General features: G+C 57.0%; 4 protein-coding genes. All 4 read left to right on the top strand.

All coding sequences use genetic code 11. The annotated features are described in order from the left end of the window. The first annotated feature begins 143 nt into the window (after positions 1 to 143). Genes ACIQV9_RS19385 through ACIQV9_RS19370 form a run of 4 tightly spaced genes read left to right on the top strand, consistent with a single transcriptional unit; the run spans position 144 to position 14,717 of the window. Positions 144 to 3,563: a Tc toxin subunit A gene (locus tag ACIQV9_RS19385; RefSeq protein WP_403104569.1), complete on the top strand. Its 3,420-nt coding sequence runs from the start codon at positions 144 to 146 to the stop codon at positions 3,561 to 3,563. A gap of 26 nt (positions 3,564 to 3,589) precedes the next feature. Beyond that, positions 3,590 to 7,414, top strand: a complete 3,825-nt coding sequence (locus tag ACIQV9_RS19380; protein WP_403104567.1) for a neuraminidase-like domain-containing protein — start codon at positions 3,590 to 3,592, stop codon at positions 7,412 to 7,414. After that, entirely contained in the window at positions 7,411 to 11,928 is a 4,518-nt protein-coding gene (locus tag ACIQV9_RS19375) for a SpvB/TcaC N-terminal domain-containing protein (protein ID WP_403104565.1), read from the top strand. The genes ACIQV9_RS19380 and ACIQV9_RS19375 overlap by 4 nt, the downstream gene beginning before the upstream one ends. After that, positions 11,925 to 14,717 (top strand): RHS repeat-associated core domain-containing protein, encoded by a 2,793-nt coding sequence (locus ACIQV9_RS19370; RefSeq protein WP_403104563.1) that lies wholly within the window; start codon positions 11,925 to 11,927, stop codon positions 14,715 to 14,717. The genes ACIQV9_RS19375 and ACIQV9_RS19370 overlap by 4 nt, the downstream gene beginning before the upstream one ends. The last annotated feature ends 4 nt before the right edge of the window (positions 14,718 to 14,721 follow it).

Raw genomic sequence — 14,721 nt, 5'->3', positions numbered from 1 at the left:
CCCTTCAAAATCCTACGGCCTTCCGGCCCCTCTTCCGTTGCCCAGCGACGAAACTTCCAGCCTTCTCTGAACGGAAGAGCTGACAGCGTCCCCGCCTCCTAAGACGTAATGTCGACATCTCCACTCATTGGAGGCTCATCGACATGGTCGATAATTCCGTCGTCAGCACACCTGCCGATAACACAAAAAAATCCCTGCTCGATACGTTGATCGAGGCCTACGCCCCGGACGGCAAATCAAAAGAATGGGCGGAGCTACTCAAGGCAGCACCGGCAATCACCTCGGTGTTCGACATCACCGTGATGACCAAAGCGGCATTCAAGGGTCGTCTGGACACCGCGATCAATGGTGACGAGAGCCTCAAAACGCACGGAGCCAGCATCGACACCGGGGCGCTTTACAAAGACGCCAAATGTTACGCCGCCCAGATCAGCCACCTTTACCGGGAACAGCGGACGTCGGACGGAACGGCGCAGGACCAGTGGCATCCGTTAGGCATTCGCGCCGTCGAAAAACAGGGCCCTACCTACACCCATCTGTTCAAAGAAAACTGGGACGACGCTTGCAAGAACGATTCGATCGCCGCCATCGATTCACCGGTCGCCTACCTTCGAGCGTTGTACCGGTTTGCCTTGCAACTGGAATCCAGCGCGTCGTCATCAGCGAAAGAAAAAGCCAACCGGATCACGCTGGGAAAACGCCGACCGGATCTCGCTGATCTGTCGATTGATCAGCAAAGCACCTTCACCGCGCAACCGATGCTCGGCATCGTCAATGCGATCCTGGACCAGAATATTCAGGACGCACTGAAAACCACCGACGACAAAGACAAATCGACCTATGACGTTCTGGCGCAGCGGTATTACCCCTTTGCCCTTCCTTACGAGTTTTTCCATCATCAGTGCCTGCTGGGATTGGGCGCGAACAAACCGATGCTCGGAGAACTGAATTACCTCGTCAGTGAATACCTCCCGCTCACGCAAAACTACGGACTCCTATTTGGCAAGGTGCAGAACTCTTCCTCTGATCAGGCTCAGAGGCTGATGTCCGGATTGAGCCCGAATCAGCAAGCGCTGCTGACAGAACTGCCATGGACCCAAAAGCTCCTGGCAGACGCGGCGCTCGCCAGACTCCCCCTCGAAGAACAGCGCACGCAAAAAGACAATTACTGGGAAAAGATCTACGGCACGGCATCAGTTTCCGACCTGAAAAAAATACAATCCTTCCTAGAGCGAACCGAACTTAAAGCCGAGCAACTGGAGGCATTGCTGGCGCAAGGCAAACACGCACCCCACACCTCTGCGCATTACTTATTGTCGGCGCCCTACTCTCAGCCCTATGGCGCCCGTTACGTAAACGGTCCGCTCGCGACCACTGAAAAAAGCATGTCACTGGGCATAGAGAAAAGCCCGGCGGAAATCACCAATGCGACCGAGGACCAGCTAGAACGCCTGCATCGCATGATTCGTCTCCAGCGTTGGCTCGACATGCCTTTCACTGATCTGGACAGCCTGCTGTGCAGCGCATTTGAATCGAAACGGCCACGCAATGCCCAGATGCAACTTGACTGCCATGCCATCCAGGCCCTCGGTGTTTATGGTTACCTGAATCGCAAGTACTCGATCACGGCTGAAGAGTTCGCCGCCTTGCTGCACCAGCTAACCCCCTGCGCGAACGGTGATAACACCGCCCTGCTCGACAAGGTGTTCAATCAGTCCCGGGTTTTCGACACACCGCTGAAGCTCGATGGCCGCGCCTTTCAGGCGGACAATTCGGACCCCGCCTCTCACACCATTCTCCAACACTTGAGCATCAGCCTTGGCTTGCCTCTGACAGATGAGTCGCTGTTGCTGGTCGTCAAAAACACGCAGAAACACCTGGGTTCACTGAAGTGTGATTTGCGCACGCTGTCATCCATTTATCGCCAGGCACGCATCGCTCGAATGTTCGGCGTGTCGATCAGCGAAAGTTCGACGTTGGCGAACTTGTTGGGAGGGGAAAGCATTTCCAGGTGCCTGGCAACCGGTGACACCGGCAGACGGATACTTCGGATAAGGGGCCAAAAGAGAGATCAGTATTTCGAGTTTGTCGCACATTTTCAGCTTCCCGAACGAGATGGCCCGGGCGAAGCCACCTTGCTTGCCGGCTCGAGCCTGCAGACTAATACATCATGGTTCGCCGAAGCCGCGTCCGACAAAAGACTTGATCTGAGATTTACCAAAGAGCCAGACGAAATGGATGAGCCATGGATCTACATCGACCAGATTCCAACCATTGGCTCGACGTGTGTCATTTCAATGGAGGGCCAGAACATCAAATGGAATGGCGCTGGTTTCGATAAACTTACCCTCCGGCAAACTTCCAGTCTGACATTGCAATCATTTCAATCTGAAAAGTTCCTGACTTCGATGGGCTCTTGGTCTGGTGACATAGATGAAATCGCCCTGAGTCATGAAGCCCCTCAGGGAGTATCTGCATTCAACTTCCTGGACCTCCTGATGCAACTGGACTGGATAACCGGCTGGATCAAAGAGTCCGCCTACGACATCCCCATGTTGCAACGTGTCCTTGAATTGCAATCCAGCACCGATTATCCGTTGGGGGATTTGCAGCAGTACCTCACCAAACTCAGGGCCGACACACCCGAGCGCGCGGTCACCGCACAAGAGTGGGCGGCGCTGGCACTGCCGAGACAGGTTGATTGGCGGGAGAAGCTGGCCAGAACCCTGCTTGATGACAAAGGGCTGGTCAAAAATTTCGCCCCCACGATCAAAGACGATGTACCGCGGAAGTTGACCGCCGCACTGAATCAAGTAGTCGATGACGCCACCCTCAAACTGGACGAGGATCCCGAAAACAACCGGAAGCTCAAAGACGAGTGCAAACAGAAACTCAAGAAGCTTCTCTTGCTGGCCCATGATCGTCAGCAGCATCTGATCGAAGCGTTTCTGCAGGAAACTTTCCTCCTGCCCATGAACTGCGCCAAAGACGTGGTGATATGGGCGAACACCTCAGTCCATCAGATTCTCACCGCAGCCCTGGACTCAAAAGACTCGCATCAGCTTGCGCGCACATTGCATCCACTTCTGCGCCACACCGAAGCGGCTGTCCGGTTGCAGTTGAGCAACAAGGCATTGCGGGCACTGCTGAGCACTGCCCGCTGGCTGGACACACCGGATGGTCAGCTCAGGTTGTCGTTCAAAACCTTGTACCTGTTCGATCGCTTCAACCACTTCATGAGCACGTATCAGCAGCCGGAAGAAAACCTGTTGAGCTATCTCGAATTCGCCAATTTCTATGATCGCGAGGCAGACGTGGTCAACGAACGCCTGGCCCAGTTACTGAACTGGACAACGGTTGAAGTCACGGTGCTCACCTCGCAGTGGCAGTTCAAGAAGGCCCAGACAATAAAGGACATCGATTGGGTCATGCGCTGTCACAGCGCCTGCAAAGCCACCGGGCTTGGCACGACCGCGCTGCTCGGTGCTGCGGCACTCGACAACAACAGCTCGCCAGCCCAATGGAAGACAGTCGGTGAAGCCATCATGGCGGCCAGTCACTAAACCCAATACATGCTCAAGGAACGAACATGTCTGTTGCTATTGAAAAACAACTTAACGAAAGCCTGCGGGATGCGCAGCTGGGGCTTTATCTGGCTGCGATTGTTCCGCAAGACCAGACGCTGAAAGCCTTGAAGATCGAAAATCATCTCAAGACGGCCGATGACCTTTACCACTATTGGTTGCTCGATGTACTGGTCAGCCAGGACGTACCGACCAGCCCGGTGGCCTGTGCCATTGCCAGCCTTCAGCAATACATCAACAGCATTCTGGCCAACATGGAGCCGGGTTATCACACCGCGCAGATTCCAACTGAGCAAGTCGACACCTGGCGCACCGTCATGCATCACTACCAGGCGTGGGCGGCCAATCAGCGTCTTTACTATTTCCCGGCGGCCTACCTTGATCCGACGTTGCGCAAGACCCGAACCGCAAGCTTCGAGCAACTGGAAAATGACCTCAACCGCAACCAGCTCACGGCCGAGTCCGTGCAAACGGCGGTGCTGGCTTATCTGACCAGGCTGGAAGAAGTGGCCAACCTGCAAATCATCAACGGCTACATCGATGGCAGCGATTTCACCAACAGTACTTATTACTTCATTGCCAAATCCCGTGCTGCCAACACGTGGTATTGGCGTTCGCTGGACATGGCCTGTCGCCCCTTCGTGCCCGGCTCCCGGACTGCCAGATATGATGCTCCGGAACCGCAAGCGTGGTCCGACTGGCACTGCATCAATCTGCCGGTTTCAGACAGCGCCATTGAACACACCATTCGCCCGGTCATGTTCAACAAGCGCTTGTATGTGATCTGGGCTGAATGCATCTATCAGGATCAGGCGAGCAAAGAAGATAACAAGAACAAAACTTTCCCCTTGTTTCGCCTGAATATGTGTTTCAAAAAATATGACGGGAGCTGGAGTACGCCGCAGACGTGTGTGGAGGGTTACTGTTCGGACGACTCGATTGAAGGCATGAACCTGGAGAGACTGAAAGAGTACACACGAACCGTTACCGCCATCGATCAATCGTCTTCCTCACTCTGCATTGCGTTACATCTCGGTGAGTTTGAACGCGAGAATTTGAGTCTTCCATTTGTTGATTTCTGCATGTCGGTCGTTATCGATAAGGATGCCTTGATCACGTCAAAAGTCATTCCACGCAGTAAATTGGACATCGAGCAAGACAGCACCCTGATCAAGTTTTTCGAGTGTTGGCCTTATTCCAAGGGAAAAATGCTTCAGTTCAGTTACCTATCAGGTTCACCGACAGCTCCCAGTATCGAATCCCGTCTGGACAAAGCTTTAGGTACAACAGAATTCATCGACTTTTCAAAGTCCGAAATAAAAAACAGCGAGGTCCAGAAAGCCCCGCCTCGCCAACCCATCCGAATGAACATCACCTTCGCCAGGCACCTGATCGAGCGCGCAGAAGACAGCATGGACACCTTGCTGAGCTGGTCCTCCCAGCACCTGAAAGAGCCTCCCTTCGAGAGCGGCAAATCGTCTGAGCAACTGGACTTCTACGGCGCCTACGGTCGCTACTTCGTCGAGTTGTTCCTCTACCTGCCCTGGCTGGTGGCACACCGTTTTAACCAGGAGCGCCAGTACGGCGAAGCTGAACGCTGGTTGCAGTACCTGTTCAATCCCGCCCGAAAAGCCGTCGGTGGCGGCGATCATGACTACTGGAACGCGGTGCCACTGATCACCGGCACACCCAAGCCCGGCCAACCCAGCTACGCCCTCCAGGGACCACAGGATCCGCACCAGATTGCACTGAGTCATCCCGTGCACTTTCGCAAAGCCCTGTACATGCTCTACCTCGATATTCTGCTCAATCGCGGCGACACCGCTTACCGCCAGTTGACTCCCGACAGCCTGACTGACGCGAAGCTCTGGTATCTGCGCGCCCAGGATTTGTTGGGCCCGCGACCGGATATCAGGCAAACCGATCTGTGGGCAACACTGACGTTGAAAGCATTCAGCGAGGAGCCCAATGCAAAACTGCGTGCGTTCGAGAAAAAACTGGGTGAAGACGGCAAGCATGTACCGACTGACCCTAAGTTGGCGCCTCAAGCGTGTGTTCGCCCTTACGTCCACTCACATTCTGCCCACGCGATCGACGCACCGCATTCACGTTTGCCCTTCAACCCCGTGTTGCTGCCACGCTGGGAAAAGCTCGAAAGCCGCCTGCACAACCTGCGGCATAACCTCGACATTGTGGGTCGCCCCCTGAGGCTTGCGCTCTTCGCGGCTCCCGCTGCTGCGAGTAAACAGCTCGGCGCCAATCCTTCTCGCGCTGCGGAGCCTGGCCTGGCCCAGCGTCTGGGCACCGAGATCCCGCCTTACCGTTTCAGTGCCCTGCATGCCCACGCCATGAGTGCGGTAGACACCGTGATTCAGTTCGGCGAAACGCTGATGTCGTTCATCGAACGCAGCGAACAAGCCAGCTACCAGGAACTTCAGCAACAGCACATCTGGGATATCGCTACCGTGGCGGTCGACTTGCAGACCCAGGCCCTGAAGATCGATCAGAAAACCCGGGAAGCGTTACTGGCCAGTAAAGCCATCGTCGAAAACCGCCGTGATTACTACAGTCAGCGGGTCAATGAGGTCGTCAATCTGGAAGAAGTGACGGCCGCCGCGTTCCATCTGGAGGGGCGTATCGCTGAGGCAGGCGCCCATTTGGCTCATGCTGGCGGTCAGGGCTTGAAAGTGGTTCCCAACATATTTGGCCTGGCGACCGGTGGGTCTCGTCTGGAGGGCGGCGCGCTCGCCATGATGGCCATGCAACAAGGGGTTGCAACCGCAGCCTATGGCGCGGGTGAAGCCCTGGAACGTGCCGCACAGTATCGACGCCGCCATCAGGATTGGACCCTCGCCCGCGACCAGGCAACACTCGAAATCGCCCAGATTGATGCGCAGCTTGCCGTGGAGATTGAACGAGAGACGGCTTCACGCCTGTTGTTGCAACAGACTCAGACGTCTCTGGCTCAAGCCCGGGCCTCCTACGATTTTCTTAGCCAGCGCTTCACCAACTCACAGTTGTACCAGTGGTTCACCCACCAACTCTCCAGCTTCTACTACCAGGTGTATGACTCGACTTTCTCCCTGTGCCAGTTCACCGAGCGGAGTTGGCGTTACGAGACGGCCGACGTCACCACCCAACCGTTCTTCCAGAACCAGAGCTGGAACAGCACCTACCGTGGGCTCGGTCCTGGCGAGCGCATGAAGCTGGCCCTGATGAGGATGAAGAATGCCTGGTTGCTGGGTAACGAGCGCGAGCTTGAAATTCGCAAGACCGTGTCGTTAAGCCAGCTCCACGCGAAGGAAACCATCATGGTTCCGCCTGCGCAATCAATCAACAAACCCTGGAACGGTGCGCTTGCAGCCGACAATACGCTCATCAAAGGAATGAAGGCCATCCTGCTGGAGACGGGCTCATGCGAGTTTGAATTGACACCAACCCTGTTTGAAAACGACTACCCGGGGCATTGCTTGCGCCGGATCAAGCGCATCAGCATTTCCCTGCCGGCCATCCTCGGCCCGTATGACGATATCCGCGCCACGCTGACCCAGACCGACAGCGAAGTGGTCATGCCCGGTGCCGAGAAGACGGTGATGAAAAGCCTGCGGGCCAATCAGCAAGTTGCCCTGTCGACGGGCATCGACGACAGCGGTCTGTTCACCTTGAATTTTCAGGACGAACGCTACCTGCCTTTTGAATACACCGGCGCGATATCCAAGTGGCGGCTGTCATTCCCCAATCATTCCGCTCAGAAAAGCATGCTCGAATCCCTGACCGATATCATCGTGCACGTGCAGTACACGGCCGTGGCACATGGAGGTGCGCAATGAGCGAACACGCCGCCCTCCCTGTCACTCCTCCGGCCTTGCCCAAGGGCGGGGGAGCGATCCAAGGCATCGGCAACGGTCTGGGCGCTATCGGCTCCAGCGGGACCGCTTCCTGCGAGATTCCGCTACCCGTTTCATTCGGTCGCGGATACGCCCCGGCCCTTGCCCTGCGCTACAGCAGTGCTCAAGGCAACGGGGTTTTCGGCCTCGGGTGGAAACTCACGCTGCCGCTCGTCTCACGACGCACTCAGCTGGGTGTTCCGGCCTATACCCGTGATGATTTATTCATCAGCCCCGACGGCGAGGTCCTTATGCCTGAGCGGAACCGGACCACCGGCGCAATCCAAACCCGTCAAAAGCTTTGCAGCGATGGCACACAGCAGGTGGAGCACACGATCGTGCGCTATCGCCCCCGTATCGAATCCGCTTTCAATCTGATCGAGCATTGGTCCAGCGCAAAAGACGATCCGGGTTTCTGGTTGATACATAACGCTGACGGCAGCCAGCATCTGTTTGGTAAAACGCCATCGGCACGCCGTGCGGATCCCGACGCCCCCACGCATGTGGGCGAGTGGTTGCTTGAAGAAAGCGTGAACCCTCATGGCGAGCATATTGTGTATGAGTACAACACCGACCCGGCCTCGACGCCGGAACCAGCCGACAGCCCTGCCCAGCGTTACCTTGAGCGAGTGAGCTACGGCAATTTTGAAGCTGAGGCTCAGTTGTACCTATGCATAGTCGGCGGACTCAAGGATGTACGTTGGCACTTCGAGTTGCTTTTCGACTACGGCGAACGAAGCACCGTACTGGATGAAAAACCGGCGTATCAGGCAACAAAAACATCGCCGGTCCGTAGCGATCCGTTTTCGGATTTCTCCTATGGGTTTGAGCTGAGCACCCGACGTTTATGCCAACAGATCCTGATGTTTCATCACTTCCCCGATGAACCCTCCATGGGGTCCGAACCGGTGCTGGTTCGCCGCACCGTGATCGAGTATCAGACCCGCCCCCATTCCTATAGCTGCCTGAGCGCAGCACTGGACCAGGCTTACGGCAAAAGCACCGATGAACGCCATCCGCCCCTCGAATTCAGCTACACCGACTTCTCGCTAGAACCTGGCGTTGAGCGCTTCAAACCGTTCGAGGCGCTGTCCGGGCTCAATCATCAACAGCGCTTCCAGTTCGTCGACCTACTGGGCGAAGGACTGCCCGGCGTGCTGCACCGTACCGACAAAAGCTGGCGGTATAGCCAACCGGTGCGCGATGACAACGGCGGAGATCGAGTCACGTACAAGGCGTTGAGCGAGCTGCCGCAAATCCCGTCAGCCGACAGCCGCCAACCCACCCGACAGTGCCTCGGCAACCTCAATGCAAACGGTCGCCCGGACTGGATCCTGGCACAACCGGGGCTCAGTGGTTTCTTCACGCTGAAACCCAACGGCACCTGGTCGAATTTCACCCCGCTTGACGCCGTTCCGACCGAGTTCTTCCATCCTCATGGGCAACTGGCCAATCTGATGGGCGCCGGGCTCAACGACCTGGTGATGCTTGGCCCGCGCAGTGTTCGTCTGTACGCCAATCAGAAGGGTGCGGGCTTCGCTAGCGCAACCGAAGTCGATCGCGCGGCTGATGAGGATGACCTGCCACTGCCCGGCAACTCATCCAGTGAACTGGTGGCCTTCAGCGACCTTCTGGGTAGCGGGCAACAGCAACTGGTCCGTATCCGCCGTAATGAAGTGAAATGCTGGCCCAACCTCGGTCGCGGACGCTTCGGCAAAGGTCGGGTGATCGACACACCAGAACTCTCATTGGAAGCATTCGACGCATCACGTCTTCTGCTGGCCGATCTGGACGGCTCTGGAAGCGCAGACTTTATTTATCTGGAACCCCACTGCGCGCGCATTTTCATGAATCTGTGCGGCAATGGCCTGAGCCCGGCGATCGACGTGCCATGGCCCACGGGGCTGCGCTACGACCGTTTCTGCCAGGTCAGCGCCACCGACCTGCAAGGACTCGGCTGTTCCAGCCTGGTTTTTAGCGCCCCCGGGGAAACGCCACGGCATTGGCGATGCGATTTCGTCAGCACCAAACCCTATTTGCTGCAATCGACCAACAACAACATGGGCGCCGGCGGCAGCCTCAACTATCGCAGTTCTGCACAAGAGTGGCTGGACGAAAAAAAGCAGGTTCTCAAAAACAAAAAATCGGCGGTTTCACGCTTGCCGTTTCCGCTGTTTCTGGTCAAGCAGCAGACTCGGCTCGACGAAATCACCGGGAATCGATTGATCCAGAAATTCAAGTACCGGCGCGGTTTCTACGATGGAACCGAACGCGAATTCCGGGGCTTCGGCCTGATCGTGCAAACCGACATGGGTGGTGATAAAGAGAGCAATCGGCAGACCGCACCGACACTGACCAAAACCTGGTTCCACGTCGGCAACGAAGTTGATCTCGTTATCCATGATCGAGATTACAGCGACGAAAAAGCAGTGCAGCTCAAAGAAACCCTGCAGAACCTGGGCGAAAGCTGGACACCACGCAGCGACCAGCATGTTCCGGCCAACACCTCATCCAGAGCCCGTCGGCGCGAAATCGCCCGGGCCCTGAACGGACGTGTCTTGCGGGTGGAAGTTTATGGCCAGGATCAGGGCGCCCTATCAAAGCTTCCGTATTCGGTGCAACACCATCGCTACAAGGTCAACGAACTCAAGGGCATGGGCAGGCACAGCCCTTATTCGATCCTGCACCCGGTGCTGGCGGAGTCGATTCACTATCAGTACGAGCGTTTCCCGCAAGACCCGCGCTGTACCCACACGGTCAATCTGAACTGGGACGCCTACGGTTACCTGACTCACCATCTGGAGATCAGCTATGCCCGGCGCACAACAGCGGACGATGCCTGTCCCTTCACCGATTCCTGGAACAAAAAATGGTGGGGCGATGCCCATGACGAGGCCCAGCAGTTCTATTACGTGACCGAACATAAAGCCCAATTCATTCACATCAACACCCCGCAGAAAAGGCGGCTGGGCCTGCCTTACCTGCAACGGACAAATGCGTTGAAACGACCGAAAGCACCGGTGGCCGAAGGCCTGTCGCCTTCTACCATCAACCATGAGGCACTGCTGATCCTGAGCGCTTCGCCAGCATGGAAAGCCCGGCAGGTCATGACCGGCCTGTCTTTACAGCGTTATAGAAAACCTGATGCCAGCGGTCCCTTTGCGGATGGGCAGGCCAGTGTCGAAGCGTTGGTCGATCACTCAGAAACGGCCGAACTCAATGAGTTGGCGTTGGACGTTTACGACTTACTCAAATCGCAGGATGCGTCCTTTGATTTGACTCGACGCCTGGAACTCGCAGGCTACAAAAAAATGCCCATCGCCTTACCCGGCGACGCGGAAAGGGATAAGCAGGACAAACTGTGGTCGGTACGACGCGACTTCGTGACGTATAAAAAACTGGAGGGTTTTTTCAAATCACTGAGTTTTAAACAGAGCTCGCAACAGGGGCCAACCACCTTTACCCATGACCCTTATTTCTGCCTGACCACTGGCCTCAAGCTGCCGGACAACTGCACGACCACAGCCTCCAATATTGACTACCGACTGCTCCAACCCACTCAGATCACCGACTCAAACGACGTGGTTCAGGAAGCGTCGCTCGATGCGTTCGGACAGGTTCACGCCATCAGCCATTTCAAAAGCAACGCCGATGGCAGCATCGGGTTCGCGCCGCTCTCAAGTTATATCCGCCGCTCTCAAGGCCGGCCTGACCTCGCTATCGAAAACCCGGAGCAGGCCTTACAGCAAGTCGCCAGCACTTATTTCTATGATGCGTTCAGCTGGATGGGACAGATTGCACTCTCAACCCAGCAGGAACGGGATGAGTGCGAAGCGGCCGTCGCCAAAGGTGATCTGCTGCCCGGTGGGCATATCCGTTCGAGTACCCGTGCGCGTCTGGCCCGTCGCGGCATCAAAAAAACACCTTATGAACAAGCACTCCAGACGAAGATCGACAGCGCACAGCGTGAACCGGTTCACTGCGCCACATTGCAGGCGGATCGATACCCCGACGACTCTGAAAACACGCAAATCCGCATCGTTGTCGCTAGTCGGGATGGCTTTGGCCGGTCGTTGCAAAGCAAACAGAAAGCCGGGCAAGGAACAGCTTTAGCGGTCAACGAAGACGGCACATTGAAGTGGGCAGACGACAAACCGCAGGAACACCAAGTCAACCTTCGCTGGCGTGTCAGCGAGCGCATCGAATACGACAACAAAGGCCTGGTGGCGCGTACCTATCGGCCGTACTTCAGTGACCGGCATCGCTACATCAACGATGAGTCCCTGCGTAAATCGGGTCTCTGCGATCAGTATTTCCATGACCCCTTGGGTCGACTCATTCGCGTCATCAATGCCAAGGGTGACGAACGCCGTCACGCCTGGCACCCCTGGTACTCCATCACCGAAGACGAAAACGACACCCAGCCTGACCTGCCGGCTCAAGAAGGTGCCCAATGAGCGTCAATATTCATCGCCACACCCCGACCCTGAACGTCGTCGACGGCCGTGGACTTGCGCTGCGCGAAGTCCGCTATTTGTGCAATGAATCGATCACCACGCCAGAAGCCCGTGTCACCCGTTATCGGCATGACATCAGCGGCCAGACCGTTGAGCACTACTCCCCGGCAGCCCCGGTCGGCTTGAGCACCGCAGACTCAAGGCAAGTCAGCAGCCTGTCGGGGGCCACGCTGCTGGTCGACAGCCTCGATGCTGGTCGGCGCCTGACGTTTTTGGGCGAGGCCGGCCAGGCGCTGGACACGTGGGACTCGCGCGGTAGCCATTGGCAAACCGACTATGACAACCAGCTCCGCCCACTGGCGATCCACGAAGAGTCCGCCGGACAATCCCGTCGGGTCATCGAGCGTTTTACCTATGCCGCCTGCTCAACCGACGATGCGAAAAACAACCGGTGTGGACGGCTGATTCGCCACGATGATCCGGCAGGCAGCGTGTTTTTTTCCGGGTATGACCTGACGGAAAAACTGCTCGGCCAAACGCGCCATCTGTTGAACGATCAGCACGCCGCGCATTGGCCGCAAGATCTCGATGAGCGCAAGGGTCTGCTCGAAAGCGGCGCCGGCCATACCACCACTTGGCGCTACGCGCCGACCGGCGAACTCCTCGAGCAAACAGACGCCAAAGGGCATACGCAACGCTTCGGGTTCGATGTCGTCGGTCAGCTGGGCAACGTCACCCTGCAACTCAGCGGCACGACTCAACAGAGGCTGATTCTCGATCAAGTCCGCTATAACGCACAGGGTCAGATCGAATCGCAGGTGCTGGGAGGCAAGATCACCAGCGCGGCGGTTTACGCGCCTGAAAACGGCCGCATGCTCCAGCGGAGCATTTCGCGCGCAAACACCCAGGTTCTTCAGAAACTGCAGTACGCCTACGACGCGGTCGGCAATGTGTTGAGTGTCGAAGACCACAGCAAACCCGAGCAACACACCGCCAATCAACGCGTAAGGCCGAGCAGCACTTATGCCTACGACAGCCTGTATCAACTGGTCAAAGCGACGGGCCGGGAAGAACAGGCAGCCAGCATCCGCACGGCGCTTCCCGAATGGTTATCAACCCCGACGGACCGCAGCCGACTGCTCAATTTCACTCAGCATTACACCTATGATGAACGCGCCAACCTGACCAAATTGCAGCATCAGCGCGAAGGCAACAACTACACCCGCGAGCTGCGCATCGCCCCCGACAGCAATCGTGGGTTGTCATGGAAAACAGGTGATCCACCACCCGACTTTGCAACCGGCTTCGATGCCAACGGCAATCTGCAAGCCCTGCAAACCTGGCAACCGTTGCTGTGGAACGCGCGCAACCAATTGCAAAGCGTGGCCCTGGTGGAGCGCGCGGCGCAGGAGGCGGATACGGAAAGTTACCTCTACGACGGCAGCGGCCAGCGCGTGCGCAAACGGCAAACCCAAAAGGCCCACGCACTCACCCGTTGCCGCGACGTCTTGTATTTACCCGGTCTGGAGATCCGGGAAAGCACGTCGGAAAAGCTCGAGGTCATCACTGTTCAGGCAGGAAACTGCAACGTTCGGTGCCTGCACTGGAGCGTCGCCCCCCCTTCAGCCATCACCAACAACGCGTTGCGCTTCAGTTTCGATGATCACTTGGGTTCCAACACAATTGAGCTGGATGCCGAAGGCCAGTTGATCAGCGAGGAAGGTTATTACCCCTTTGGCGGCACGGCGTGGAGAGCGGCGCGTAACGTGCAGGAAGCGAAATACCGAACCATCCGTTACTCAGGCAAGGAGCGTGACGCCAGCGGGCTGTATTACTACGGCCAGCGGTATTACGCGCCCTGGTTGCAACGATGGATCAGCCCGGACCCGGCGGGCACGGCTGACGGGTTGAACCTGTATTGCATGGTCGGAAACAACCCGGTGCGATTTGCCGATTCGCATGGGCTGGTGCGCGATGATCTGGTCAACGTCCCCATAGTGCTCGACTACTACGACCGGTTTTCCCTGAAAACCGTTTCGATGACAGACGCCCCAAGGCTATTGGCAGAAGCAAAGGACGAGAAACTGGCCGCGCTGAAAGCTCAATTTCCCAAGCGGACGAATCCCCTGACATCCAAGGAAATCGCCGGGGTCGAAGCCACGCACCCCGCGTTCAAGGCCTATACGAAAAAGAAACTCAACGAGTACACCGCACACGCGGCGGTCACAACGGCAGACGGAAGCTTTTCGTCCTGGGAACATTTCAACTTCCCTGAACAGCTGGGGGACCGGCCCTATCCCGGGGTCACCATCCATCGCAATCCCTTCCCCTCATCAAGCGAGCCGGGGGACTTGGGCATCTTTGAAATCACCCGACCAGAGGCCTACATGGCTCAAGTCGAACGCGATTACACCAATAGCAATGACGTATCGCTCCACCCGGCGCTGGCCAGGGACATCAGCGACCATTTGGGTCATGCCGGACATGTATTCCCCATTCAGTCAGGCACCCCCGGGCGTCATGCAGAAGTGCGGAGCAGGAACGCGTTGCTCCACAGTCCATTGAGTGCAAGCGCCCGGCCTGAAACCATATTTGTGATGGCTCAACGGCTCAAGGGCGTTTCCGATCCCCGGCAAGCCACCGACTTCCCCACCTGCATGAACTGCAACGCCTTGATCCCGAGGGACATCAACATCCCCACCGGCCGTTTGGAGCCCATTGACTACGCCGCGCATGTGCAATCGATGCGGTCATCCAGAACCCACTACCAACCCGCCGCCAACCCGTAAGCCG

It is taken from the genome of Pseudomonas sp. NPDC099000 (assembly GCF_044759925.1).
Taxonomy (GTDB): Bacteria; Pseudomonadota; Gammaproteobacteria; order Pseudomonadales; family Pseudomonadaceae; genus Aquipseudomonas.
Note: the sequence above shows the minus strand (reverse complement) of the source record. Positions and strands in the feature narration are given on the sequence as shown.

Bases quoted from the DNA above. Each gene is read 5' to 3' on its own strand.
- ACIQV9_RS19385 (WP_403104569.1), top strand. From the start codon at position 144: ATGGTCGATAATTCCGTCGTCAGCACACCTGCCGATAACACAAAAAAA.
- ACIQV9_RS19380 (WP_403104567.1), top strand. From the start codon at position 3,590: ATGTCTGTTGCTATTGAAAAACAACTTAACGAAAGCCTGCGGGATGCG.
- ACIQV9_RS19375 (WP_403104565.1), top strand. From the start codon at position 7,411: ATGAGCGAACACGCCGCCCTCCCTGTCACTCCTCCGGCCTTGCCCAAG.
- ACIQV9_RS19370 (WP_403104563.1), top strand. From the start codon at position 11,925: ATGAGCGTCAATATTCATCGCCACACCCCGACCCTGAACGTCGTCGAC.